This window comes from Pseudomonas sp. CGJS7 (genome assembly GCF_036961695.1).
In genome coordinates, this window is the sequence record NZ_JBAMDI010000090.1 from 21,320 (window position 1) to 46,398 (window position 25,079).

Annotated in this window: 18 protein-coding genes; 2 read left to right on the plus strand and 16 right to left on the minus strand. The window is 68.2% G+C overall.

Annotated elements, in window-relative coordinates; translation table 11 throughout:
* Window positions 1-98 precede the first annotated feature (98 nt).
* The 6 genes from V7787_RS36730 to pilG all read right to left on the minus strand — a co-directional run bounded on the left by V7787_RS36730 (window position 99) and on the right by pilG (window position 12,566).
* Entirely contained in the window at window positions 99-2,090 is a 1,992-nt protein-coding gene (locus tag V7787_RS36730) for a chemotaxis protein CheB (RefSeq protein ID WP_336092438.1), read from the minus strand.
* Window positions 2,083-8,931, minus strand: a complete 6,849-nt coding sequence (locus V7787_RS36735; protein WP_336092440.1) for an Hpt domain-containing protein — start codon at window positions 8,929-8,931, stop codon at window positions 2,083-2,085. The genes V7787_RS36730 and V7787_RS36735 overlap by 8 nt, the downstream gene beginning before the upstream one ends.
* Window positions 8,932-9,153: 222 nt before the next feature.
* Window positions 9,154-11,172 carry a methyl-accepting chemotaxis protein gene (locus V7787_RS36740; RefSeq protein WP_336092441.1) on the minus strand — a complete coding sequence of 673 codons (2,019 nt, stop codon included), beginning with the start codon at window positions 11,170-11,172 and terminating at the stop codon, window positions 9,154-9,156.
* Between the two features lie 54 nt (window positions 11,173-11,226).
* Window positions 11,227-11,778, minus strand: a complete 552-nt coding sequence (locus V7787_RS36745) for a chemotaxis protein CheW (RefSeq protein WP_336092443.1) — start codon at window positions 11,776-11,778, stop codon at window positions 11,227-11,229.
* A 4-nt stretch (window positions 11,779-11,782) separates the two neighbouring features.
* Entirely contained in the window at window positions 11,783-12,148 is a 366-nt protein-coding gene (locus V7787_RS36750) for a response regulator (protein WP_336092445.1), read from the minus strand.
* A 19-nt stretch (window positions 12,149-12,167) separates the two neighbouring features.
* Window positions 12,168-12,566: a twitching motility response regulator PilG gene (pilG, locus tag V7787_RS36755; protein ID WP_031372856.1), complete on the minus strand. Its 399-nt coding sequence runs from the start codon at window positions 12,564-12,566 to the stop codon at window positions 12,168-12,170.
* A gap of 330 nt (window positions 12,567-12,896) precedes the next feature.
* Here pilG and gshB point away from each other — a divergent pair, with 330 nt between their 5' ends.
* Window positions 12,897-13,859 (plus strand): glutathione synthase, encoded by a 963-nt coding sequence (gshB, locus tag V7787_RS36760; RefSeq protein WP_336092450.1) that lies wholly within the window; start codon window positions 12,897-12,899, stop codon window positions 13,857-13,859.
* Between the two features lie 5 nt (window positions 13,860-13,864).
* Window positions 13,865-14,737, plus strand: coding sequence for an energy transducer TonB (locus V7787_RS36765; protein ID WP_336092452.1), 873 nt, complete (start codon window positions 13,865-13,867; stop codon window positions 14,735-14,737).
* 45 nt (window positions 14,738-14,782) lie between these two features.
* Here the strand turns inward: V7787_RS36765 and V7787_RS36770 are convergent, their stop codons facing one another.
* The 10 genes from V7787_RS36770 to V7787_RS36810 all read right to left on the minus strand — a co-directional run bounded on the left by V7787_RS36770 (window position 14,783) and on the right by V7787_RS36810 (window position 24,872).
* Complete coding sequence (locus tag V7787_RS36770; protein WP_336092453.1) at window positions 14,783-15,268, minus strand: hypothetical protein; 486 nt, start codon at window positions 15,266-15,268, stop codon at window positions 14,783-14,785.
* Between the two features lie 184 nt (window positions 15,269-15,452).
* On the minus strand, window positions 15,453-15,731 hold the full coding sequence (locus V7787_RS36775) for a hypothetical protein (protein WP_336092454.1): 279 nt from the start codon (window positions 15,729-15,731) through the stop codon (window positions 15,453-15,455).
* Between the two features lie 221 nt (window positions 15,732-15,952).
* The gene (locus V7787_RS53210) at window positions 15,953-16,084 is read right to left on the minus strand and encodes a DUF7710 domain-containing protein (RefSeq protein WP_442965348.1); all 132 of its coding nucleotides are present in this window, start codon (window positions 16,082-16,084) and stop codon (window positions 15,953-15,955) included.
* Window positions 16,085-16,162: 78 nt separating this feature from the next.
* Window positions 16,163-16,885, minus strand: a complete 723-nt coding sequence (gene tsaB / locus V7787_RS36780) for a tRNA (adenosine(37)-N6)-threonylcarbamoyltransferase complex dimerization subunit type 1 TsaB (protein WP_336092457.1) — start codon at window positions 16,883-16,885, stop codon at window positions 16,163-16,165.
* Window positions 16,886-17,146: 261 nt separating this feature from the next.
* A complete protein-coding gene (locus V7787_RS36785) occupies window positions 17,147-17,605 on the minus strand; it encodes a VOC family protein (RefSeq protein ID WP_336092460.1) in 459 nt (152 codons plus the stop codon).
* Window positions 17,606-17,621: 16 nt separating this feature from the next.
* The gene (locus tag V7787_RS36790) at window positions 17,622-19,733 is read right to left on the minus strand and encodes an ATP-dependent DNA helicase (protein ID WP_336092463.1); all 2,112 of its coding nucleotides are present in this window, start codon (window positions 19,731-19,733) and stop codon (window positions 17,622-17,624) included.
* A gap of 7 nt (window positions 19,734-19,740) precedes the next feature.
* Window positions 19,741-20,355 (minus strand): hypothetical protein, encoded by a 615-nt coding sequence (locus V7787_RS36795; protein ID WP_336092466.1) that lies wholly within the window; start codon window positions 20,353-20,355, stop codon window positions 19,741-19,743.
* A gap of 3 nt (window positions 20,356-20,358) precedes the next feature.
* A complete protein-coding gene (mrcB, locus tag V7787_RS36800) occupies window positions 20,359-22,764 on the minus strand; it encodes a penicillin-binding protein 1B (RefSeq protein WP_336092468.1) in 2,406 nt (801 codons plus the stop codon).
* Window positions 22,765-22,914: 150 nt separating this feature from the next.
* On the minus strand, window positions 22,915-23,856 hold the full coding sequence (locus V7787_RS36805; protein ID WP_336092471.1) for a glycosyltransferase family 2 protein: 942 nt from the start codon (window positions 23,854-23,856) through the stop codon (window positions 22,915-22,917).
* Window positions 23,856-24,872, minus strand: a complete 1,017-nt coding sequence (locus V7787_RS36810; protein ID WP_336092473.1) for a glycosyltransferase family 2 protein — start codon at window positions 24,870-24,872, stop codon at window positions 23,856-23,858. Before V7787_RS36810 ends, V7787_RS36805 begins: the two co-directional genes overlap by 1 nt.
* Window positions 24,873-25,079 lie beyond the last annotated feature (207 nt).

The window sequence follows — 25,079 nt, forward strand, 5'->3', positions numbered from 1 at the left end:
CGCCGCGGCGACCGCGGCTTGTTGCGAAGGCTTCGATGGACGAAGCCGAGTAGTGAAACGCCCTGCCCCAGCTTCGGCCGAACCTTGCCGGCGAAAACTCAGAGCGGGCTTTGCTTGGCCCAACGCGTCGCCAGCTTGGCCGCCAGTTCCGCCGGCTGCCCCTGACTGGCGCCGCGCGCGATCGCCGCGCTGGCGGCGGCGGCGTCGTAGCAACCGTCCGGAGCCTGGCCCGCGACCAGCGCACCGTGGCCGGACAACTTCATCGCCGCGTCGACCTGGGCCGGGTCGGCGCCGCTGAACAACAGCACCGCGCTGTCGGATGCGGGCAACGCCTCGATCACCTCGCCGCCTTCGACGAACTGGATGCCGTTGTCGGACACCTCGATGCCCACGCCCGCCGGCAGGATGTAGATCACCCCGTCGATGGTGCGCGCGCCGACTTCGGCCAGCTTGACCAACACCGAGGTCGCGCGCTGCATCTGCGCGACCAGCTTGTCGTAACGGCCGCCGTCCAGGCGCTGTTGCACCAGCACCGGTCGCTGGAAATTCTCCGGCAACGCGCCGAGCAACTGGCGCACCGCGTCGGGACCGCCGATGCCGGCCAGGACCAGGATCGCGCCGCTGCGGTTGTTCTCCGGCAGGCGATCGTCGACCAATTCCAGCCCGGAAATACGGCGTTCGATTTCGTCCAGATCGTGCTTGGCCAGCGGTGCGGTGCCGTGACCGCCGCTTTGACCGGTGGCGGCGCTGACCAGACTGGCTTCGTCGCTGAACGACCAATCCGGCACCGAAGGCGCGGGCGCCGCCGGTGCGCGCGCGGCCAAGGGCGCGTCTTCGTTTTGCAGATCGAAATCCAGGTTCGACTCGAAGGTCGATTCGAACTTGACCACCTCGGCGCCGACGCCATGGCGGCCGTCGTCGAACTCGATCGGCGCCATCGGCGTGGGATCGCGCTGGGTCGCGTCGAAATCGATGCGTGCGCCCTCGGCGGCGAAGGCGGCGTCCAGATCGACCAGTTCGTGGACCTGGTTCGGTGCCGGCGCGCGCCACATTTCCAGATCGCCCAAACCGGCGTCGTCGAGCGCGGGCAGGTCGGCGTCGGCGACGTCGGCCTGGACCCATTGACCGATATCGGCCGAGTACGGTTTGGCCTGGCCCGGCACCGCGGCCTGGCTGTCGGCCGCTTCCAGGGTCAGGTTGGCGAAGTCGTACTCGGTCTGGTCCTGCTCGGCGTGCACCGCCGGCTGGGCGCCGAGTTCTTCCACGTCGTCGTCGGCCGCATAGGCCTGAATTTCGATCACCTCCGCCTCGCCCAGCGGCACCGAACCCAGCGCCTGACGGGCGAAGAATTCGCGCGCCTCATCCGGCAGCGGAGCGGGATCGGTGAGGATGCGGTCGCCGGAGGAACCGATCGGCGCGACCCGCTCCAACTCGCCGATCTGTTCGGCGGCGGCGAAGGAGGCGACATCGGAAGCCGGTTCGGCCGATACCGCGTCGAACGTCAACGGCGAGTCGGCACGCGGCGATTGCGCCGGCACCGGTTCGATCTCGGCCTCGAAGGCCTCGATCGCTTCGATTTCCTCGATATCGGCGAAATCGTCGGCGGCCGCGGTTTGCGGCAGCGGCGTGAGTTCGATCTCCGGCGACACCGGTTCCTGCGCCAGCGGCGAGGCGTCCGAGGCCGGGCGCTGGAAGCCGTCGGCGACCAGCACCGGCACCGCGTCCGGCTCGGGCTCGCGCCCGGGCGGCAACACATCGCCGTGACGGTTGAGCTTGGCGGCGAGGTGGCGCGCCCAGCGCGCGGCGTCCCAACCTTCGCGCGACGCGGCCAGTTCGGCCTCTTCGAAGATCACCTCGATCGAAGGATCGATCAGCACGTTCTCGAAACGGTCCAGCGCGTCTTCGGCGGCCGGGTCCAGCACCACCACGACCACGTCGGGATTGGCCGCGTCGAGCGCGGCCGGATCGAGCACGGTCGGGTCGCCTTCCAGGACCAGATGCGCGCCGGCCTCGGCCAACGCGCCGCGCAAACGCTCGCAGGCCACGCCGGCCCGCGCCAACAGTACGACGCGACGTTCTGCTTCAGCCATGACTACGGGAAATTCCAAGCAGTTCGAACACGTTGCGGATCAATTCGGGCTCCTGATACGGCTTGCCGAGATAGCGTTCCACGCCGATCTCGAACGCGCGCTGACGGTGTTTTTCGCCGGTACGCGAGGTGATCATCACGATCGGCACGTCGCGCAGATGCGGGTCGGCCTTCATCTGGGTGGCCAACTCGTAGCCGTCCATGCGCGGCATTTCGATGTCGAGCAGCATCAGGTCGGGCACGCGCTCGGCCATGCGTTCGAGCGCGTCGATGCCGTCCTTCGCCGCCACGACTTCGAAGTTGTGGCGTTCCAGCACGCGGCCGGTGACCTTGCGCATGGTCACCGAGTCGTCGACCACCATCACCAGCGGCACCCGGCGGGTTTCCACCGGCGCCGGCGGCGGCGCCACGTTCTGGCTGAAGTCCTGCAGCAGCGCGGCGCGGCGACGCACCAGCGGTGCGATGTCCAGGATCACCACCACGCGGCCGTCGCCCATGATGGTCGCGCCGAAGATGCCCGGCACCGACGCCACCTGCGGACCGACCGGCTTGACCACGATTTCGCGGTTGCCGATGACCTGGTCGATGGTGACCGCGGCGCGCAGATCGCCGGAGCGGATCAGCAGCAGCGGCATTTGCAGCTGGCCTTCGGCCTTGGCCGGCGCGTGGCCGACCAGCACGCCCAGATCGTGGACGTGGTAGTCCTCGCCGCCGTAGCGGTAAGCGACATCGCCGGCGTCGAGCAGTTCGCGCGACAGGCGGCCGACGCCGCGGACCGAGGCGATCGGCACGGCGAAGGTGATGTCGCCGATGCGCACGAACACCGCCTGGGTGACCGCGAGCGTCTGCGGCAGGCGCAGGGTGAAATGAACGCCCTTGCCCGGATCGGAATGGATGTCGAGCGTACCGCCGAGCTGACGCACTTCACTGGCGACCACGTCCATGCCGACGCCGCGGCCGGCCAGGCGGCTGACTTCGTCGGCGGTGGAGAAGCCCGGTTCCAGGATCAGGGTGTCGAGATCGGCTTCCGACAGCACCGCGTCGGTGCGGACCAGGCCGCGCTCTTCGCCGCGGCGACGGATCGCCGCGCGGTCCAGACCGGCGCCGTCGTCGGCCACTTCCAACACCACTTCCGAGCCTTCGCGGCGCACCGCGATGCGCACCGTGCCTTCTTCGGACTTGCCGGCGGCGCGGCGCTGCTCGGGTTTTTCCAGACCGTGGGCGACGGCGTTGCGGAGCATGTGCTCCAGCGGCGCGGTCATGCGTTCGAGCACGTTGCGGTCGAGTTCGCCCTGGGTGCCTTCCAGCTTGAGCGCGACTTGCTTGCCCAGTTCGGAGGACGCCTGACGCACCACGCGGCGCAGACGCGGCAGCAGCGTATCGAACGGCACCATGCGCGTGCGCATGAGGCCTTCCTGCAGTTCCGAGCTGACTCGCGACTGTTGCAGCAGCAGGGTTTCGTACTGACGGGTGAGGTCGTCGAGGGTGTTCTGCAGGCTGTTCTGGTCGGCCGCCGATTCGCCCAGCGCGCGCGAGAGCTGCTGCAGGGTCGAGAAACGGTCGAGTTCCAGCGGATCGAACGACTGATCGCCCGATTCGCCCTCGCGCTGGTAGCGCGCGATGATCTGCGCTTCGGTTTCGATTTCCAGACGGCGCAGCTGATCGCGCATACGCAGGTTGGTCTGCGCCATTTCCGCGATCGCGCCGCGGAACGCGCCCAACTGCTGTTCCAGGCGGGCGCGGTAGATCGCGACTTCGCCGGCGTAGTTGACCAGGCGGTCGAGCAGGTCGGCGCGGATGCGCACTTGCTCCTGCGGAGCGCGCACGCCGATGTCGTCTTCGTCGAGGAACGGCTGATCGACGATCGGCGCCGACAACGGCTTGAGCGCGCCGCTGTCTTCGGCCGGCGCGGACACTGCCGACGTCGGCAGCAAGGCTTCGCCTTCGACCATGCCCGGCAGGGTCTCGCCGCGCGAACGCGCGTCGAACATCGCGATCAGCGCCTGCGGCATGGCGATGGCCTTGCGCGCGCCGACCCGGGTGACCATCGCGTGCAGGCGGTCGAAACCGCGTTCGAGCAGGACGATGCCGTCGCGGCCGAGTTCGACCCGATGGTCGACCACGGCTTCGAGCAAGGATTCCATGACGTGGCCGAGTTCGCCCACGGCCATGATGCCGGCCATGCGCGCACCGCCCTTGAGCGTGTGCAGATCGCGCTGCAGGCCGACCAGCGGTTCGCGCTCGGTCGGCGCGTCGCGCAATTGCGCCAGCAGACCGTCGGAGTGGTCGAGCAGGTCGCCGCCTTCTTCGACGAAGATGTCGACCAGTTCCGGATCGAGCTCGCTCAGGTCCAGCGTGTCTTCCGGATCCGGATCGGCGCTGGAAGCGCGCGCATAGGCCGCCGCGAGCGCGGCGGAAATGCCGGCGACGGCGCTGCTCGGCGCGGGCGCGGATTGCGCGCGCGAGGCGGCCTCGGCGGCGGCTTCGGCGGCGCGCTCGGCCTCGTCCTCCAGGTGCGCCTGGACCATTTCGTCCGGCTCGCTGGTCGCGGCTTGCAGGTATTCGGCGCCGAGGCGTTCGGATTCGATGCGTTCGGCGTGCGCACGCTCGGCTTCGGCTTGCTCGGCGGCGAGGCGTTCGGCTTCGGCGCGTTCGGCTTCGGCTTGTTCCGCGGCCACGCGCTCGGCTTCAAGGCGCTCGGCCTCGGCCTGTTCGGCGGCCACGCGCTCGGCTTCGACGCGCTCGGCTTCAGCCTGTTCGGCGGCCAGACGCTCGGCTTCGGCTTGCTCGGCGGCCAGGCGTGCGGCTTCGGCCTGCTCGGCCGCCAGACGCTCGGCCTCGGCCTGCGCGGCGTATTCCGCTTCCAGGCGCTCGTATTCCAGGCGCTCTTCTTCGGCCAGGCGCTCGGCTTCCAGGCGCGCGGCTTCGGCTTGTTCGGCGGCCAGACGCTCGGCTTGGGCCTGCTCGGCGGCGACGCGTTCGGCTTCGGCGGCGTCCGCTGCGACGCGTTCGGCTTCCAGACGCTCGGCTTCGGCTTGCTCGGCGGCAAGACGTTCGGCTTCGGCTTGTTCCGCGGCGACACGCTCGGCTTCCACGCGCTCGGCTTCGGCCTGCTCCGCGGCAAGGCGTTCGGCCTGGACACGTTCGGCTTCCGCCTGCTCGGCGGCAACGCGTTCGGCTTCGATGCGCGCAGCTTCGGCCTGCTCCGCGGCAAGGCGCTCGGCTTCGATGCGTTCGGCTTCCGCCTGCTCGGCGGCAACGCGTTCGGCTTCCACGCGCGCGGCTTCGGCCTGTTCGGCGGCAAGGCGTTCGGCTTCGATGCGCGCAGCTTCGGCCTGCTCGGCGGCGACACGTTCGGCTTCGATGCGCGCGGCTTCAGCTTGCTCGGCGGCAAGGCGTTCGGCTTCCACGCGTGCGGCTTCTGCCTGCTCGGCGGCAAGGCGTTCGGCTTCGCGGCGCGCGGCTTCGGCCTGTTCGCTGGCGATGCGCGCGGCTTCGGCCTGCTCGGCGGCTTCGCGTTCGGCTTGCGCGCGTTCGGCCTGCAGGCGCTCGGCTTGCGCTTGTTCGGCGGCGATGCGCGCGGCGGCGGCCTGTTCGGCGGCCACGCGCTCGGCGTCGACACGCGCCTGTTCGGCGAGCGTGGCGTCGCTCAAGCCCATCGCGCCGAGCATGCGCGGATCGAACTCGCCCGGCAGCACGTCCAGGCTGATTTCGAAGGCTTCCTCGTTGGACGCCGGGGTCGAGGTCTCGGCGCCGACGCTCTCGTTCTCGCGCGGCAGGTCGTAGCCTTCGAAGGCGCTGAGCTCGGCGGCGGTGAGTTCGGACAGATCCTGGCCGTCGCCCGCGCCGTCGAGTTCGATATCGAACTCTTCCACGATCATCGGCGAACGCGCGTCGGGCAGGCTGTCGCGCAGCGCGGCGATGCGTTCGGGCAAACCGACGAACATCGGCACATGCGGCATCGGCGACTTCAGCGCCTCGACGGTGCGGCGGATCGCGTCGGCGACCGCGGTCAACGCCGACACGCCTTCGTCGCTGACCGGCGCGGCGCTGGCGAGCAGGCGCTTGACGTAGGCTTCGGTCGGACCGGTGACGTCGGTGATGACCGGCACTTCGGTCATCGCGAAGGCGCCGTTCAAGGTGTGGATGGAACGCTGCAGCTGATCGCTGGCCGGCTGACGCTTGGCCTGCGAGGCGGCGAGCCAGGCTTCGATGGTGACCAGGTGGCCGGCCACTTCGCCGTCGAGGATTTCCAGCAGTACCGGATCGACCGAGGCCGGCACGTACGGCCCGTCGATGACGGGGCGATCGGCCGCGGCCTGGGCGGCGTCGGATTCGGCGGCGCTGTCGGCGCTGCGCACCGGCGCGGTATAGAAGGCCTCCTCGCCGCTGGCGAGCAGGTCGGCGTGGGCTTCTATCCCGGCCACATCGACGCTGAGCGGCGCTTCGTTGCGCAGCGCGGCGTAGAAGCCGGGCAGCGCGCGGTGCGCGTGTTCGATCAGATCGATCACTTCCGGGCTGGCCGGACGGCCGTGCTCGCGCACGCGGTTGAGCAGGTTTTCGACCTTCCAGCTGAACTCGCCCAAGGTGCGCGCGCCGACCAGGCGGCCGCTGCCCTTGAGGGTGTGGAATACGCGGCGCACCGGCTGCACCCGGGCCAGATCGTCCGGCGCTTCGCGCCAGGCCGGCAGCAGCTGATCGAGGTTGGCGATTTCTTCTTCGAACTCTTCGAGGAAGATTTCCCGCACTTCGTCGTCGATGTCGTCGACCGTTTCGAACCCGCCTTGCGCCGGTTGCGACTGGCCCAGGAACGACGGCGGCGAGGACGGCACCGCCTCCATCAAAGCGGTGTTGACCAGACCGCCGGAGACGCGCTCGGTGAAATCGGCCGATTCGGCCGGCGCCGCGGCTTGCGCGGTTTCCGGTTCGAACGCGGAGGTGTACTGGGCGGCGCCGTGTTCGGCCTCGACCGGCTGCGACGCGCTCGGCGCGGCGTGGACTTCGATGTCCGACAGCCCCCAATCGGGCGCGACCGGAACCTGCGGCGGCTTGGGTGCCTCGGCCGCGGTTTCGCGCACGGGCGCGGCCGGCGCCTGCGGCGCGGCGGCGGTTTGTGCGGCTTCGGCCTGCGGCTCGGCCCGGACCACGTCCGGCAGCGGCCAGTAACGCAGCACTTCCAGGCTCTGGCGGGCAATGTCGAGGATGTCGTCGCGGTTGGGACGCTGCTCGCGCAGCGCCTCCAGGTAGTACTCCAGGCTGGCCAGGGCATCGGCCAGGGTGTCGAGCTGCTGACCGCTGGGCACGCGGCGGCGGCCGATCAGTTCGACTTCGGTGTAACGCTTGACGCCGGTGAGGTAATCGGCCGCCAGCGGCAGCTCGATCATGCGCAGGGCGCCGGCGACTTCATCGAGCACGCGCGGAACTTCGGTGAGTTCCTCGTGATCCCATTTGGTTTCCACGAAGGCCACGAACGACTGGCGCGCGTCGCCGAAGTTGGCGATGGCTTCGCGCGCGACCACGTCGAGCACCTTGCGCGCTTCGCCGGCGAGCAGGTCTTCTTCGGCCTTGTCGTCGGGCAGGCCCAGGCGCGAGACCTGGTCGTCGAGCGAGGCGTCCACGTACAGCAGCGCGCCGGCGACATCGAGCAGGGTGCCTTCGTCGGCGGCGCGGCGGCCTTCGACGATGTCGTTCATCGCATCGCGTTGCTGCAGCACCACGGTGCGGGCCATGCCCAGGCCCATCATGCCGAGCGTGTCGCTGACCCGGGCCAGCGCCTCGACCTGCGGACGCAGTTCGCCGACATCGGTCTGGTTGGTGCGCAGGTGCAGGTCGAGCGCGTCCTTGACCCGCAGCAAGTCTTCCTTGATCGCCGCCGCGACGGTGTCGAGCAGCGCGCGGTTGCGGCCGCTGAGGCTGCCGCGGGCGTGTTCGAGTTCGGACTCGCTGGGCAGGTGCGCGGCCAGTTCGAAGGTCTGGCGCAGATCGTCCAGGGCCGGATGACGGCCGTCGCTGTGGGCGACGTGATACAGCAGTTGCCGGGTCGGCTCGGCCGCGGGCTCGCCGCGCGGCGCGCTGAAGCCGTCGTCGGCCAGCATCTGCCGGGCCTCGCGTTCGACCCCGCCGAAGGCCTGGCGCAGCGCCCGCGTGGGCGGCAGCGCGCCGTCGCGCACGGCGTGGGCGACCGAAGAGGCCACCCACAGCATGCGCCGTACCGGTTCCAGCACCACATCGGCGAGCAGGCCGTCGATAGCCGAAGCCAATTGCGCGGTGTTGCCCGGCGCGCCGTCTTCCGGCCATGCGGCCAGCGCGTCGCGCAGCGAGGCCAGATGCGGCGCGCTGACGTTGCGGCCGCCGCCGCTACCGACCGGCAGCGGTGGCGGCAGATGCGCCGGCAGCGGACGGTCCAGATTGGGGGCGAACAGCACGCTCTCGCTCAGACCCGACTCGCCGCGGGTGGCGCGCAGTTCGTTGAGCAAGGGCAGCAATACGATCGGAATATCGCGATGGCCGCCTTGCAGGCGTTCCAGGTAGTCGGGCAGCAGGACCACGCCGCGCATCAGCGCCGCGCAGGCCTCATCGCGGTCGTGCACCGCGCCCTGCTGCAGGGCCAGGGCCAGCCGCTCCATTTCCTCGGCGACCATCGCCGGGGCGTACAGCTCGACCATGCGCAAGGTGCCGTGCACCTGGTGCAGATGGTTGGCGCACACCCGCATGCGCGAGGTGTCGGCGGGATCTTCGGCGAACGCCTCGATCTCCTGCCGGGCCTGACGCAGGGTTTCGTCCAGCTCGGGCTTGATCCAGCCCAGCGTGGTGGTGTCGATGGCTTCGCGCAGGGCGGTCATGGCGTGCTCCGCGCTTCAACGCGGCCGCGTCGCAGACGCGGTCCTCGGCTCAGCCAGCGATGTGTCGGACGCTTCATCCTCGGTACAACCCTTTCGTAAGTCTGTTTCAGAGCACGCTGTTCAGAGCAGGCCGCTTCAAAACACATCGCTTGTAAGCGGCCGCTCGCAGCCGCCGGTCCATCGCCTACCCCGCCGCGCTTACCGCGGCGACACCGCCGGCCCTCAGGCCGGCAGCTTGAAGTCGGCGACCGAACGGCGCAGGTCGGCGGCCAACTGCGCCAGGTTTCCAATCGATGCCGCGGTTTGATTGGCGCCTTGCGAGGTTTGCGAGGTGATCTGCTGAATCGTGTTCATCGTCTGGGTGATGTTCGAGGCCGCGCTGGACTGCTGCTGGGCCGCGCTGGAAATGCCTTGAATCAGGTTCGACAGATCCGACGACACCTTTTCGATCTCGCCCAGCGCGGTACCGGCGTCTTCGGCCAATCGCGCACCGGCGACCACTTCGGAGGTCGTCTGTTCCATCGAGCTCACAGCTTCGTTGGTGTCGGACTGAATTGTCTGGACCAACGTCTCGATTCGCTTGGTCGCGTTGGACGCGCGTTCGGCGAGTCGTTGCACTTCGTCGGCCACCACCGCGAACCCGCGGCCCGCTTCGCCGGCGGACGCGGCTTGAATCGCCGCGTTCAACGCCAGGATGTTGGTCTGTTCGGAGATGTCGTTGATCAGTTCGACGATCGAGCCGATTTCCTGCGAGCTCTCGCCCAGGCGCTTGATTCGCTTGGAGGTCTCCTGGATCTGATCGCGAATCGAGTCCATGCCTTGAATCGTCTGCCGCACCACGCCCGCGCCCTTGGTCGCGATCTGCACCGAGCGCTGCGCCACGTCGGCCGACTCGGCCGAGTTCTTCGACACCTGGTTGATCGAGGCCGCGATTTCGCTGATGCGGTCGGAGGCCGAGTTGATCTCTTGCGCCTGGTGTTCGGCGGCCTCGGCCAGATGCATGGCGGTGGCCTGGGTTTCCTGGGCGCTGGAGGCGACCTGCACCGAGGTGTCGGTAATGGTCTGCACCAGGCTGCGCAGCTGCTCGACGGCGAAGTTGATCGAGTCGGCGATCGCGCCGGTCATGTCTTCGGTGACCGTCGCCTTTACCGTCAGGTCGCCTTCTGCGAGCGAACCCATTTCGTCCAGCAGCCGCATGATGGCTTCCTGGTTACGATCGTTGAGTTCTTTGGTGGTCTGGTAGCGGCGCTGCTGGGCGTAGTTCAACGAGAACAGCAAGCCGGCGATCGCGACCAGCGCGGCCAGGCCGGAGATGATCGAGACCCAGATGTTGCCGAACACGCTGGTGTCGCGGACCGAGCCGAACGAGGTGAAGGCGCTGAACAGCGATTCGCTCTCGGCCAGCATCTTGTCCGAGCCGCCGGTGATCGATTCGGCCGCCGCCTGGGCCTGGAACAGGTTCTTGGAGCTGCCGGAGATGGCGTCCAGGTCCTTCTTCATTTCCAGCCACAGCGCCTCGGCCTGACCCAGCGCGGCCAGCGCGCCGCCGTTGGACAGCGCGTTGACGCCGAAGGAGGCGTCGCCCTTGCGCAGGCCGGTGAGGATGTTGCCGAACACGATCGCGTCGCGGCCGAGCGCTTCGCCGGCCATGCCGGCGCCGCTGCCGCCGGCGCGGATTTCGGTGATGCGCCGGGCCATGGTCGCCGACAGCACCACCTGGCGCAGGGCGATATAGACCTGCGAGGACGGCGAACCGGAGGCGGACATCGCCCGGACCAGTTCGTCCAGGCGCGCCTGCAGCTGCGGCACGCGGCCGGAGAAGCTGTCGGCGTTCAAGGCCAGGGCCAGCACCGCCTGCTCGGAGGCGATCACCTGATCGGCGCTCTTGCCCATCGGCTCCCAGTTCTTGCTGACCACGCCGATCGGGCCGGACACGCCGGCGGTGCTGCCGAAGTTGTCGTTGAGCTGCTGGATGTCGGAGTCGATCGCCGCCTTGGTCTTCTTGAACTCGGCGAAGGTGTCCTTGTTGCCGCCGACCGCTTCGCGGCCTTGCACCGCGAGCTTCTGCGAGTTGACCTGCAAGCGCGAGGCCGCCGAGCTGGCGCCGCCCAGACGGGCCGCCTTCCAGGTCGCGTAGCCTGTGTTGAGGCCGAACACCAACACCGATAGGCCCAGCACGATCAGCCAGGTATTGGCGCCCAGTAGGCGGCTCTTGCCGGCGTTGTCCATCACAGTGCTCATGGTTCGGAAACCTCAGGTGTACGTGCGTTTGCGTGCTGGATTAAGGGAGCGGCTTCAGGCCGCTGCTTGTCGGAATTCGGGAGTGCGCGCCAGCCGGTCGAGGCTGAAGATGCCCCAGGGCTGGCCGTCGATCAGGTAGGCGCGATCGACGAAATGGGCGTAACGGCCTTCGACCATGCGCTGGGCGCTGTCGTCGTCGAGGCCGACTTGTTGCTGGTCGTGGAAGCTGCGCTGGCCGTAGAGCTCATCGATCAGCACCGCCACATCGCCGCCGGGCTGGCGCACCAGCAGGATGCGCTGGCCTTCGTGCAGCACGGTGCGCTCGCCTTCCAGGAACTGCTTGAGGTCGACGATCGGCAGCAGGCTGCCGCGCACATTGGCCAGCCCCAGCATCCAGGCCTGCGCGCCGGGCACCTGGGTGACCTGCGGCAGGGACAGGATTTCCACCACTTCGGTGAAGGTCGAGGCCAGCCGGCGCCCGCCGATGCGGTAGCCCACGCCGCGCCACAGGCCGGGCGCATCGAGCTGTTCGGGCAGACCGGGTACGTGCGCCAGAGAGCGGCGCTCGTAATCGCTCAGCACATCGAACGGCGTCTTCAGGGTCATCGTGTCAGTTACCCAGCAATTCTTTGATCCGCGCGATCAGCTCGTCCTCGCGCGGCGGTTTGACGATGTAGTCGCGCGCGCCCTGGCGCATGCCCCAGACGCGATCGGCTTCCATCCCTTTGGTGCTGACGATCAGGACCGGGATTTCCTTGGTCTGCGCATCGCGACTGAGCGCGCGCGTGGCCTGGAACCCGTTCATGCCCGGCAACACCACGTCCATCATCACCAGGTCCGGCCGTTCCCGCTTGGCGGTCTCGATCCCGTCCTCGGCGCTGCCCGCGGCGAAAACTTCATGGCCGTTGCGCTGCAACAGCTGAGTCAGTACCGCGGTGTCCGTCGGCGAGTCCTCGATAAGCAGGATGCGTGCCATGGTGTGCCCTACCCCCCGGTCAGGCGTGTACGTGCTTGCGAATCGCGTCGAGGAGTTCCTCGCGCGTAAAAGGCTTGGTCAGGTATTGCTCGGAGCCGACGATGCGACCCCTCGCCTTGTCGAACAGACCGTCCTTGGACGAAAGCATGATGACCGGCGTGCCCTTGAACAACTGATTGTTCTTGATGAGCGCACAGGTCTGATAGCCGTCCAGACGCGGCATCATGATATCCACGAAAATGATCTGCGGCTGCTGATCGGCGATCTTCGCCAACGCTTCGAATCCGTCGATGGCCGTGACCACCTCGCATCCTTCGCGCTTCAACAGCGTCTCGGCGGTTCGACGGATGGTCTTGGAATCGTCGATCACCATGACCCTGAGACCATCGAGGCTGCCGCTACGAACCTCGTCGAGCATTCTTTGTATCCCCCATTGCAAACGCCGTGAATCCCCAGGCGTTGCGAAGCCGTCTTTATTCCAAGCCGCACGCGGACTGTCAAGCGCGCGTTCCGTGCCGGGAAACTGAATACGCAACGCATCGCCATCACGGAGCGCATTTGCCGGACATCACATCATGCCGGCGACCGCTTCCATCGGCCTGCGTATCCTCACCCCAGGCCTGTGGCGATGACTTGTTCGTTGCGTGTCGCAAATGGACGCAGCGCGACCGTTTGCGACCCCGCCATCATGACAGATACCGGCGACCCGCCTGCTACCATCACGTCAATCTTTGAGGATTCCGTTCCCATGCCGTTGGACATCGTCGTCGTGATGGACCCGATCGGGTCGATCAAGATCGCCAAGGACTCAACTTTCGCCATGCTACTGGAAGGCCAGCGGCGCGGACATCGGCTGTGGTACGTCAAACCCGGCGGTTTGAGCCTGCGCGGCGGAAAAGCCGTAGCGAATCTGGCGTCGCTGCGGGTGCGCGACGACAAAGCCGGCTGGTACGAATTGGGAGGCTCGTCACAAATCGAGCTCGGCGCTGCGCATGTGATCCTGATGCGCAAGGATCCGCCGGTCGACGCCGAGTACCTGCACGACACCCAGATCCTCTCGGTCGCCCAGCGCGCCGGCGCGTTCGTGGTCAACGACCCGCAGGGCCTGCGCGACTACAACGAGAAGCTGGCCGCGCTGCTGTTCCCGCAGTGCTGCATCGACACCCTGGTCAGCCGCGACGCGGCCGAGCTCAAGGCCTTCGTCCACGAACACGGCCAGGCCGTGCTCAAGCCGCTGGACGGGATGGGCGGGCGCTCGATCTTCCGCGCCAGCGCCGGCGAGGCCAACCTCAACGTGATCCTGGAAACCCTCGGCGACGGCGGCCGGCACCTGGTCATGGCGCAGAAGTTCCTGCCGCAGATCAGCGACGGCGACAAACGCATCCTGCTGGTCGACGGCGTGCCGGTGGACTACGCCCTGGCGCGGATTCCGCAGGGCGACGAATTCCGCGGCAACCTCGCCGCCGGCGGCCGCGGCGAAGGCCGGCCGCTGAGCGAGCGCGACCGCTGGATCGCCCACGAGGTCGGCCCGGAGATGAAACGCCGCGGCATGCTGTTCGTGGGCCTGGACGTGATCGGCGACTACATGACCGAACTCAACGTCACCAGCCCGACCTGCATCCGCGAACTGGACGAACAATTCGGCCTCAACATCGCCGGCCTGCTGTTCGACGCGATCGAAGCCCGCCTGACCGCCGCCCGCGCCGCATGAGTTCGGTGGCGCCTCCCCTGCCCGGCGGCGGCCTGGCCGAGCCGCAGCGCTTCAGCGCCACCATCGTGCTGTCGGTGGTCGTGCACGGCATCTTCCTGCTCGGGGTCGGCTACACCCTGGAGAAAGCCGCGCCGGTGGTGCCGACCCTCGACGTGATCCTGACCCAGACCCAGACCGCGCTGACGCCCAAGCAGGCCGACTTCCTGGCCCAGGCCAACAACCAGGGCGGCGGCGAGCACGACAAGAGCACCCGCCCGCGCGACAACCAGTCCGGTCCGGCGCCGCAGGCCGAAGCCGGCGTGGCCCAGATGGCGCTGCGCGCGCAATCGCCGACCGCGCAACCCGAACCGGTCGCGCGGGTGGTCAGCAGCACCCGCGGCGAGACCGTGACCGCGCGCGACCGCGCCACCCAGACCCCGACCGAGCGGCCGCTGCCGCCGGGCGAACGCAAGATCGAACACGACATCGAAATGGCCCGGCTGGCCGCCGAGATCCACATGCGCTCGGAGCGCTACGCCAAGCGCCCGACCCGCAAGTTCGTTTCCGCCAGCACCACCGAATACGCCTGGGCCGGCTACCTGCGCGGCTGGGTCGACCGGGTCGAACGGGTCGGCAACCTCAACTACCCCGACGAAGCGCGGCGCCGGCATCTGGCCGGGCAAGTGGTAATCAGCGTGGCGGTGCGCCGCAACGGTAGCGTCGAGCGCGCCGACATCGTGCGCAGCAGCGGCATCGCGTTGCTGGACGCCTCGGCGATCCGCATCGCCAAATTGGCCGAACCGTATCCGCCGTTGCCGAAGACCGAGGAAAATCCGGACATTCTGCATGTGACCCGGACCTGGAATTTCTTGCCGGGCGGGTCTTTGGTCGACGAGTAAGCCCGCTGCGGCGCGCACCGCGAACGTTGGCGATGCCGTGGTCGCTTACGTCAGCGGATACTTTTTCCGCCGCGCCAGTATTTCGGCGATGCGATGCCAGCTCCACAAGCCGATCAGGAGCGCGCCCAGCAGCCCGAATCTGGCGAAGTACGGCGCCAGGCCCCAGGTCTTGTTAACGCCATTGACCTGGTAGTGGAAGCCCAAGCCAGTCTTGCTGATCGAGTTGCCCGGGGTTTCATCGGCCGCGTCGAAGACATTGCCCGGCACGGCATATCGGTGCTTGGTCTGCCCGCCCATCTCCACCGTGTACAGATACCGGCAGCCGCCCCTGTATCGCGGCTCGCAAACCCGTTGCCGATCCAACAATCGCGCTTCCCAGCGCAACGAAAAAACGTCCACGACGTTATAGACGAAGAACCCGAGCGACAGCACTCCGACGATCAGCAACACGTTGTGGATGCCCGATCGGAACACCCGTTCGACCGCGCCGCCACCGGTGCGATTGGCGTGGTTGCGCGACAGCTTAATCATGTCGCCGCCTCGGCGATCCGATCGCCGTGTCTACCGATGTGTCCATGCGGGGTCTCTCCTTCCTGGTGAGTGCGGCCGACGAATGTCGCGTTACTTTCTCAGCGCGGCTTTCCCAACGATACCTGCCCCGGCGGCCGTGTCGCTCGATGGCGCTTCGCAATTTTTTGGTCAATATCCGTCGCCGTTACCGGCGACGACGGCGCTTGCTGTTAATGCGTATCAGCGCGATCAGGATCACGCCGAGCATGAACGGCGTACCGAACCAGAAAGCCGGCGCGTACAACCGGTTCATCGACGCGGACAACATGATCGGCACAAGGCAAGCCACGAACCAACAAACGAAGCCGAGCACCTGTAGCGCGAACACCAGACCCAACCCCATGCCGGGAGTGACCGCGCGGCCGCGGAAGCCGCGGCGATTGATGCGTCCGCTAGCCAGCCGGGACGGCAACTCCATCAGCATCGGAGTCGCCAGACCGAATGCGAACACATACCCCATCACCGCCCAAGGCAACCAATTCATTGGCATCCGCAACCGCCCTCGCCGCGTGGATTTCGCAAATCAACCTGACCCGCATCTCATCGCGTCGCGCAACAAACTGACCGTTACGCTGTTCAGAGCAAAAAAACCCTGCCATCGCTCGCAGCACATCGCAAGCACTTCGGCATGACGCCGAATCGAATCTATCCAGCGCTGCCGTTCTCGAAATGCCAGTGTTCCTGGGCCGCGCTCGAAAAGCAACCGATGAATTCGCCGTTCTGGTCCTTGTCCGACTTCGGCGTGAAATGACCTTTGCGTGTTGCTCGGCTGAGCAACCGATCCGCGTAACCAATAAAAAGGCAACAATCCGTTGCCGCTTGATTGTGTTCGCCCCGAAGGAGGGAAGTCTTCGGTTATTTCGATTTCGCTCGCAGGGCGATCTGTTCGGCTATGGTCAGGGCGACGTTGTTGCGCAGATAAGCCGGCTCGACTCGTTCGGGCGCGACCACTTCGCCGCGCGCATAGGCGAGCGCGGCCAGTCGGGCGAGATCGGCGGCGTGCGGCAGCGCGGCCGGGTCGATGGCGACAAAGCGGGTGCGTTGCGCTTGAGCCAACGCGCCTTCGGCGGCGGCGAAACCGGTGCCGACGCCGAACCAGCCGTTGTCCTGGCCGGGAACGATCGCCTCGTTCGGCGCCAAGACGGCTTCCTCGCTCAATGCGATCGCGTCGCCGTCGCGCAGTTCGAACGCGGCGGTGTAGACCTCGCCCATGCGCGCGTCGATCGCGGCGAAGACGCGGGCGTTTGCTTGCGCGGGCTCGCTCAAGCCGTGCGCGCGCATCGCCAGCACCGCCAGGGTCGACACCGGCACGATCGGCTTGTCCAACGCCAAGGCGATGCCTTGGGCGATGGCGATGGCCAGACGCACGCCGGTGAAGGCGCCGGGGCCGCGGCCGATGGCGATGGCGTCGAGTTGGCTGCGTTTGATTCCGGCCTCCGACAGCAGTTGCTCGGCCCAGGGCAGCGAGAGTTCGGCGTGGCGGCGCGGGGCGAGTTCGTGGCGCTCGCGCACTTCGCCGTCCAGCCACAGGGCGACGGAGCAGGCTTCGGTGGAGGTTTCGAAAGCTAGGAGGTTCATTGGGGTTTTGGTGTTGCGTTGGGTGTTGCGTGACTATGGATTCGGTCGCGGCTTTTGCCTTCGCCTTTGCCCGTCATTCCCGCGGACGCGGGAATCCAGGGCCTTTCGTGCGAGAACGTTTGAAGTCGCTGGATTCCCGCGTTCGCGGGAATGACGAACTGGAAGGATGACGCTGAAGTTTTTGGATTCCCGCCTTCGCGGGAATGACGTTCTGGCGGGATGGCGCTGAAGTCTCTGGATATTCGGCTTCAGCACGATGAGTCACTCCCCCACCACCGCCGGATCGTTCGGATTGGCCTGCCACAACTCGATCAACCCGCCCTCCGGATCGACCACATAACCGAACTTGCCCTGCTCGCTTTCCTCGTAACGATCCAACACCCGACACCCTTCTTCGCGCAGCGCGCGCAAGGTCGCGGCCAAGTCGTCGACTTGGAAATTGAGCATGTAGGGCTTGTCGCTGGGCTCGAAATACTCGGTGGTCTCGGCGAACGGCGCCCACACCGTGAACGCGTCGGCGCCGGTGTCCTCGCGTTTCCACGAGAACAGCGCGCAACCGCCCTCTTGCGAGCCCACGTCCAGATGCCGGGCGTACCACGCCGACAGCGCCGACGGATCGCGGGCCTTGAAGAACACCCCGCCCAGACCGTGCACACGCGGTTTGCGCGCGGGCGCCGCCGGGTCGGTCGGGGACGGTTCGGAACCTTCGCGTTCGCTCATGGCCGCGGCCTCGCTGTCAGCGGTAGTAGTAGTCGTCGTCGGACCCAGCGGCCGATGCCGCCGATTCTAGTACCACCGGGCGTCCGGCGAAGAAATCGGCCACCGCCTCGATCCGGCGGGTGCGCGGCAGCGGCGGCAGCGAGTCCAGGAAGGTCTTGCCGTAGCTCTTGGAGGTCAGGCGCGGGTCGCACAGCACCAGCACGCCGCGGTCGGTTTCGCTGCGGATCAGGCGGCCGGCGCCCTGTTTGAGCGCGATCACCGCCTGCGGCAGTTGCTCGTCGCGGAACGGGTTGCCGCCGCCGCGGCGGATCGCGTCCAGGCGCGCTTCGAACACCGGGTCGTCGGGCGCGGCGAAAGGCAGTTTGTCGATCACCACCACGCTCAAGGCTTCGCCGGCCACGTCCACGCCTTCGCGGAAACTGGCCGCGCCCAGCAGCACGCCGTTGCCCGAGGCGCGGAAGCGCTCCAGCAACACATGCCGCGGCGCTTCGCCCTGGACGAACAGCGGCCACGGGCCGCCCTTCAACAGCTCGGCGGCTTCGCGCAGCGCACGGTGCGAGGCGAACAGCACGAACGCGCGGCCGCCGGAGGCTTCCAGGATCGGCCGCAGCTTGTCGACCATGCTCTCGTTGTAGTGGCGCACCACCGGATCGGGCAGGCCCGGCGGTTGGTACAGCAAGGCTTGATGAGCCCAATCGAACGGGCTCGGCGCGAGCAGGGTCTTAGGTTCGTTCAAGCCCAGTTTCTGCGCGTAATGCTGGAAATGCCCGCCGACCGCCAAGGTCGCCGAGGTGAACACCCAGGCCGCGCGCGAGCGTTCGCGGTGATCGGCCAAGGGGCCGGCGACGTCCAGCGGGGTGCGGCTGAGGCGGAAGCCGCGCGCGGTCAGTTCGTACCAGAGCACGCTGTTGTCGGGCGCCGCGGGCGGCGTCGCTTCGTCGGTACTCGCCGCTGGTTCCGCTTCGGCGGCCGCATCGGCCTCGGTGCGGCGCGGCTTGGGGGTGAAATCGTCGTCTTCGCTGTCCTGCGCCACCATCGCGACCGGCGCGCCGCGCCAGCGCCGCAGTTTGGTTTCGAAGTCCTTGGCGCGGGCATGGCAGCTGTCGAAACCCGGCGCGGCGGCGCGCATCGGTTCCAGCGCCGCCTGCATCGCCCGCAACGCGGCTTCCAGGGTGTCGAAGGCCGCTTCCACCGCCGGCAGTTCGGCGGCGCGGCGACGGGTGGCGCGCACCGGCAGATCGTCCATCGCCGCGCGCAGCCCGCGCACGGCTTGTTCGAGATCGCGCGCGGGCACCTGCAGGCTCGCCAGCGCGCCGGTGACGTTCTTGCATTCGCCGACCGCGTCGCGGGCCAGTTCCACCAGCGGCCGCGCGCTGATCGCGTCGCCGAAAAATTGCCCGGCCAGTTCCGGCAGCTGATGCGCCTCGTCGACCACGAAGGCCTGCGCGCCCGGCAGGATTTCGCCGAAGCCTTCCTGCTTGAGCGCCAGATCGGCCAGCAGCAAGTGATGGTTCACCACCACCAGATCGGCCGCCTGCGCGCGCTGGCGCGCCTGCACCACGAAGCAGTCGGCGTACATCGGGCATTCGCTGCCCAGGCAGTTCTCGGCGGTGGAAGTCACCATCGGCAGCAGCGGCGAATCTTCCGCCAGCGCCTCCAGCTCGGCCAGATCGCCCATGCGGGTGCGGCCGGACCAACTGACGATGCGCTGGAACTGCGCGGCGTATTCGCGGCTGGTGAAGCGCGGCTCGCCCTTGGCCTGTTCGGTGCGGTACTTGCACAGATAATTGGCGCGGCCTTTCAGCAGCGCGGTCTTCAGGCCGACGCCGAGCGCGTCGCGCACCCGCGGCAAGTCGCGGTGGTACAGCTGATCCTGCAGCGCTCGGGTGCCGGTGGAGACGATGGTCTTCAGCCCCGACAGCAGCGCCGGCACCAGATAGGCGAAGGTCTTGCCGGTGCCGGTGCCGGCTTCGGCGAGCAAGGTCGAGCGCGATTCGAACGCGTCGGCGATCGCCACCGACAGCTCTTGCTGCGCCGCGCGCGGCGCGAACGCGGCGATGTTGCGGGCCAGATCGCCGCCTTCGCTCAGCGCGGCGCGGCTGGCTACGCCTAAGCGGCTGGGTTCCATGCAGGGCTCAGTAACGCGCCGGCGCGGCCACGGTGCAGGTGTCGATCTGCGCCTGCGCCTGTTTCTGCGCGGCCATCGCCTGGGTGCGTTGCGGCACCAGCGCGTCGTAATGGTCCTGGCGCTGGGCCAATTTCATCGCCGCCAGCACGCCGTCGAGCTTGCCTTGCCGCGCTTGCGCGATCGCCGCCCAATGCCGGCGGCACAACGGCCCGACCTTGGAGCCGCCGTCGAAGGCCTGGCGAGCGAAACGCTCGGCATCGTCGAGGCGGTGCAGCAACAGCGCGGCTTCGGCGCGTTCCTGCAGCAAGGCCGGATCGGAGGCGTTGATCTGCAGCGCCTGATCCAGCGCGGCCGCGGCTTCGGCGTATTTGCGGGTCTTTTCCAATGCGGTGGCGCGCTGACGCAGGTCTTCGACCTGGGTGTCGCGCAAGGGCTGCACATCCAGCTCGCGCGCATTCGCGCCGCCGGCGGCGCGGACCTTGGCGACCGCGGCTTCGCCGTTGAAAGCGGCTTCGGCCAACGCGGCCGGTTGCGGCGGGGCGACCGTGCACGCGGCCAATACGGTCAAGGCCGCGAGCGCGGCGCCGCGGACGGCGGCGCCGTGGAGGGAACTGCGGTTCATGGCTTACTGCTCCGGGGACGGGGGATTGGTCGAAGGCGCCGGTTCGCGCGCGGGTTCGTCCTTGTCCCTGCCGATGCCGAACCACTCGCGCCAACCGCCGCTGGATTGCTCGGCTTCCGCTTGCGGCGCCGGGCACGGCGCGTATTCCGGGGCGAAGCCGGCGACGAACGGGAAGCGGCGCGCGCCGGCGCAGCTGGCGTCGGTGGTGTTGGTGCCGATCACCGACTGCCAGTCCAGGCCCTTGTCGGTGACCTTCAACGCGGCGGTCGGCAGGCGCGAGAACATCGCCGACCACACCCGCATCGCGCCGGTGCCGCCGTACAGGCCGGTGGCCTGGTTCTGATCGTTGCCGACCCAGATCACCGCCAGATGATCGCCAGTCCAGCCGGCGAACCAGCTGTCGCGGCCGTCGTTGCTGGTGCCGGTCTTGCCGGCGGGCGACAAGCGGCCGAGGCCGTCGCCGACCAATTGCCGGCCGGTGCCGTTGGTGATCGCGTGCTGCAGGGCGATGGTGATCAGGCGCGCGGCGATCGCGTCGCCTTCCTGCGCCGGCGCGGGTTCTTTGTCGTAGCGCTTGACCGCCTTGCCGTCGGCGCCGAGCACGCCGCGCACCGCATGCAGCGGCTGCACTTCGCCGCCGGAGGCGAGGAACTGATACAGCTGCGCCATCGCATACGGGCTTTGATCGACCGCGCCGAGAATCAGCGAGGGATTGTTCGGCGCCTGGATGCCGGCCAGCTTCTGCACCAGTTCGGCGACGCTTTCCGGCGTGACCTGCATGCCGATGCGCACCGTGGCCTGGTTGTAGGACATCGCCAGCGCATCGATCATCCGCACCAGGCCGTGGCTGCGGCCGTCGGAGTTGCCGGGATTCCAGTTGCGGCCGCGGCCCAGCTTCACCGTCACCGGCGAATCGTCGACCCACGAGGACAGATTGAATTCGCTCGGCCGCGCCAACGCCAGCAGGTACACGAACGGCTTGAGCAGCGAACCCACCGGCCGCTGCGCTTCTACCGCGCGGTTGAAACCGTGCTGGGCGAATTCGCGCGCGCCGACCACCGCGACCACTTCGCCGTTGTGCACGTCGGTGACCACCAGACCGGCCTGCAACGGCGGGCGGCGCTTGTTGTCCAGGTTCTTGAGCGTGCGCGTCACCGCGCCTTCGGCCTGCGCCTGCGCCGAGGGCGACATGCCGCTCATCACGCTCAGGCCGGCGCCGGCCAGCGCGTCGGCCGGATAGTCGCGCGCCAGTTGCCGGCGGATCAGATCGACGTAGGCGGGGAAACGGTTGGCGGCGATGTTGCCGGGGTTCTGGGTGATTTCCAGCGGGGTCTTGATCGCGCGGTCGTGTTCTTCCTGTTTGATCAGCCCGGTTTCGAGCATCTCGCCGAGGACGAAGTTGCGCCGACCCAGGGCGCGCTCGGGATTGCGCCGCGGGTCGTAATACGACGGGCCGCGGACGATGCCGATCAACAGCGCGATCTGTTCGGTGTTGAGATCGCGCAGATCGCGGCCGAACCAGAACTCCGAGGCCGCGGCGACGCCGTGGATGGCCTGCGAGCCGCGCTGGCCCAGATACACCTGGTTGAAGTACGCCTCAAGAATCGTGCGCTTGTCGTAACGCGCCTCGATCAACAGCGCGTAGATGATTTCCTTGCCCTTGCGGGTCAGGGTTTGTTCCTGGCCGATGCCGAGCAGGCCGCTGCGGGCGAGCTGCTGGGTCAGGGTGCTGGCGCCCTGCTTGGCGCGGCCGGCGGCGACGTTCTTGAACGCGGCGCGGATCATGCCGCTGATGTCGATGCCGAAGTGGCTGTTGAAGTCGCGGTCTTCGACCGCCTGCAGGCCGGTGACCAGCAACTCGGGCACTTCTTCGATCCGCACCAGCCGGCGTTCTTCCTGCTTCTGCCCGTACAGGGTGGCGATGCGCGCCGGGTCCAGGCGCGCGACCCGGATCGCCTTGCGCGTGGTCAGGTCGCGCACGCTGGCGACGCGGCCGCCGGAGACCACCGCTTCGATCCGGCGCGGTTGCACGGTGCCGTCGACGTCGTTGAAGCCGCGGCTGGCGATGGTGAAGCGGCCGCCTTCGCGGGCGTAGGTGCCCGGGCGCTCGCCGCCGTCTTCGCGGTAGGACGCCGCGTCCAGCTCGGTCTTCAGCGTCGCCGGATCCAGCGCCAGGCCCGCGGTGAGTTCCAGCGGCCGCGCGTACACGCGGGTGGGAATCTGCCACTGCAATTGGCCGAAGCGTTCGCCGACTTCGTGATTGAGATAGAGCGTGTAGGGAATCAGGAAGCCCAGGCCCAGACCGGCCGCGGCCAGGGCCCAGGTCACCAGACGGCGGCGCCAGCTCGGCGCGCTGCCGTGGTCGTCGCTGTCGTCGTGCTCGTCTTCGTCGTAATCGATTCGGGCCACAGGGGTGCCGTACGGGGAGTCGCGGAGAAGTCTAGCGCAGGCGTCCGCAGGGCGCGTCCGCGCCGCCCGGGGTGGACGATGCCGAATCGGACCCCGCGATTGGGCATTGGTTCAGCCCGAATCGCCGGATCGGCAAAGCCGCCGCCGCGCTCAGCCCCCGCGCGGGCGCTTGGGCGGCATCGGGCCGTCGCGGCCGGCGATGCCGTCGCGCAGCCCGCCCAGCATCGCGCGCAGATACTCCCGGCGCGGCTTGAGGAACACCGCGGTGCCGAAGAATTTCAGCAGCAGGCGCGGAAAATCCTGCGCCGCCCAGCGCCGCGGCACTTCCGCGCGGCGGTACAGCAGCACCCGGTTGCGCATCATGTAATACAGCCGGGTCGGGCTGTGGACCACGCGCTTGTAGGAAGGCAGCAGGCCGGTGATCGGCACCAGATCGCCGATCCGGTGCTGCATGCGCGCATCGCAGATCCCGTACAGCGCGTAGCCGCGATAACGCGCGCGCGCGCTCCATTCGACGTCGACGTTGTCGATGAACAAGCCTTCGTCCATGCCGCCGACCGTATCGAGCACCTCCAGCGGCAACAACGTGCCGGAGGTGATCAGGAAATCGCATTCCACCACCTGCCCCGGCCCGCCGAACAGCTTGCGGTTCATCGGGAAGGCGATCCGCACGAACGGCGCGACTTCGCCGGTGCGCTGATCGCGGAACTGCGGCCCTACCGCGGCGACGGGGCCTTGGGCCTGCAACTCGCGCAGATGCCGCTGCAGGGTTTCGACCATGCCCGGATCGACGATGCTGTCCTGATCCATCAACAGAATCTGGGCGAACCCGGCCGCGCGCGCGGCGCGCGCGGCGTGGTTGATCGCGCTGCCCAGGCCGACGTTGCGGTCGGAGCGGAACACCTCGACGCCGCGCTGGCGCAAGGCTTCGAAATACCGGTCCAGGGTCTCGCCGGGACTGGCGTTGTCGAACACCATGACCCGGCCGACCTGGTGCTGGACCGCGGCGATCACTTGATCCAACAGCTCGATCTGCGGGTGATAGGCGACGATCGCGGCGCAGACATCGCCGCCGGTTTGCGCGGCGCTCATCAGCGCAGCCCCAGCACGTCGCAGACCAGCGAGCGGGTGCCGCTGGCGAAGCGTCGGTAACGGCCGTGGCGCCATTCTTCCAGCACCAGCGGCAAGCGCCGAAGCGGGTTGCCCGGCATCGCCAGGCGCAGGCGCAGGTGGTTCAGGCGTTCGACGATCACCGCGCGCTTGTCGGCGGGAATCGGCGGGTCGTGGCGTTCGATGAAGGCGCACAGGGTTTCGAACTTGCCGACCAGTCCCTGCATCTGCTGCAAGCGTTCGCGGCTGCCGCCGAGGCGCTCGGCCAGGGTGCGGCGGCGCGCGCCGATCTGGTTGGCGCCGTGCTGGCGGTAGTCGATCGACGGCGATTCCAGGCTGTCGATCTCGCCGATGGCCGAGGCCAGCAGCGCGATCCATTCGTCGTGGACCCAGTTGGCGGGAATCGGAAACACGTGGCGCAACAGTTCCTGGCGCACGGCCATGGTCGCGCCGGTGACGATGTTGCGGCGGACCAGCACCTCGAAGCCGCGGCCGCCGTGCAAGGCTTCGAGCTCACCCGCGGATACGCCGAGGATGCCGAACATGCGCTCGCCCAGGTCGGCGCCGTCGGCGTCGACCAGGCGCGAGTCGCTGTGCAGCAGGCCCAGCGAAGGCCGGCGCTGGAACTGTTCCAGGAAGCGCTCGATCTTGTCCGGATGCCAGACGTCGTCCTGGTCGCTGAGGAAAACGATGCCCTCGCCCGCGCGCTGCAAGGCGCTTTCGAAATTGCGCAGGTAACCGAGGTTGGCCGGGTTGCGATGGGTCTCGACCTGGACGCCGAGCGCGCCGGCGCGTTCGGCGAAGGCTTGCAGCAACGCCCAGGTGGCGTCGGTGGAGGCGTCGTCGGCCAGGACGATCCGGTCCGGGCGGCGGGTCTGGGCGAGCAGGCTGTCGAGTTGTTCGGGCAGGAAGCGCACGCCGTTGTAGGCGCACAGCACCACGCTGACCGAATTCGCGGCGGCGGCCGGCTCGCGCGGCGCTGGCGCGCTGGCGTTCATCGGCACGAAGCGGACTCCGGCGCGGCCACGGCCCGGCCCGGCGGGACGGACGGGGCGGAACGACTACGGCGGCGCGGGATCACGGGACAGACAGGCATCCGGGCATTATCGCCCAAGCGCATCGGCGTGTACGTAGCCGATACGTAGGTACGGTTCAGTGCGCCGCCGAGGCCGCGCGCACCCGCGCCGACAGCTCTTCCAGCCCGG

Excerpts from the sequence above, each read along its gene's own strand:
- V7787_RS36770 (WP_336092453.1), bottom strand. The coding sequence starts at position 15,268 with ATGATTAAGCTGTCGCGCAACCACGCCAATCGCACCGGTGGCGGCGCG.
- tsaB (WP_336092457.1), bottom strand. The coding sequence starts at position 16,885 with ATGAACCTCCTAGCTTTCGAAACCTCCACCGAAGCCTGCTCCGTCGCC.
- V7787_RS36810 (WP_336092473.1), bottom strand. The coding sequence starts at position 24,872 with ATGAACGCCAGCGCGCCAGCGCCGCGCGAGCCGGCCGCCGCCGCGAAT.
- V7787_RS36805 (WP_336092471.1), bottom strand. The coding sequence starts at position 23,856 with ATGAGCGCCGCGCAAACCGGCGGCGATGTCTGCGCCGCGATCGTCGCC.
- V7787_RS36730 (WP_336092438.1), bottom strand. The coding sequence starts at position 2,090 with ATGGCTGAAGCAGAACGTCGCGTCGTACTGTTGGCGCGGGCCGGCGTG.
- gshB (WP_336092450.1), top strand. The coding sequence starts at position 12,897 with ATGCCGTTGGACATCGTCGTCGTGATGGACCCGATCGGGTCGATCAAG.
- V7787_RS36740 (WP_336092441.1), bottom strand. The coding sequence starts at position 11,172 with ATGAGCACTGTGATGGACAACGCCGGCAAGAGCCGCCTACTGGGCGCC.
- V7787_RS36750 (WP_336092445.1), bottom strand. The coding sequence starts at position 12,148 with ATGGCACGCATCCTGCTTATCGAGGACTCGCCGACGGACACCGCGGTA.
- V7787_RS36790 (WP_336092463.1), bottom strand. The coding sequence starts at position 19,733 with ATGGAACCCAGCCGCTTAGGCGTAGCCAGCCGCGCCGCGCTGAGCGAA.
- pilG (WP_031372856.1), bottom strand. The coding sequence starts at position 12,566 with ATGCTCGACGAGGTTCGTAGCGGCAGCCTCGATGGTCTCAGGGTCATG.
- V7787_RS36795 (WP_336092466.1), bottom strand. The coding sequence starts at position 20,355 with ATGAACCGCAGTTCCCTCCACGGCGCCGCCGTCCGCGGCGCCGCGCTC.
- V7787_RS36785 (WP_336092460.1), bottom strand. The coding sequence starts at position 17,605 with ATGAGCGAACGCGAAGGTTCCGAACCGTCCCCGACCGACCCGGCGGCG.
- V7787_RS36745 (WP_336092443.1), bottom strand. The coding sequence starts at position 11,778 with ATGACCCTGAAGACGCCGTTCGATGTGCTGAGCGATTACGAGCGCCGC.
- V7787_RS36735 (WP_336092440.1), bottom strand. The coding sequence starts at position 8,931 with ATGACCGCCCTGCGCGAAGCCATCGACACCACCACGCTGGGCTGGATC.
- V7787_RS36775 (WP_336092454.1), bottom strand. The coding sequence starts at position 15,731 with ATGCTGATGGAGTTGCCGTCCCGGCTGGCTAGCGGACGCATCAATCGC.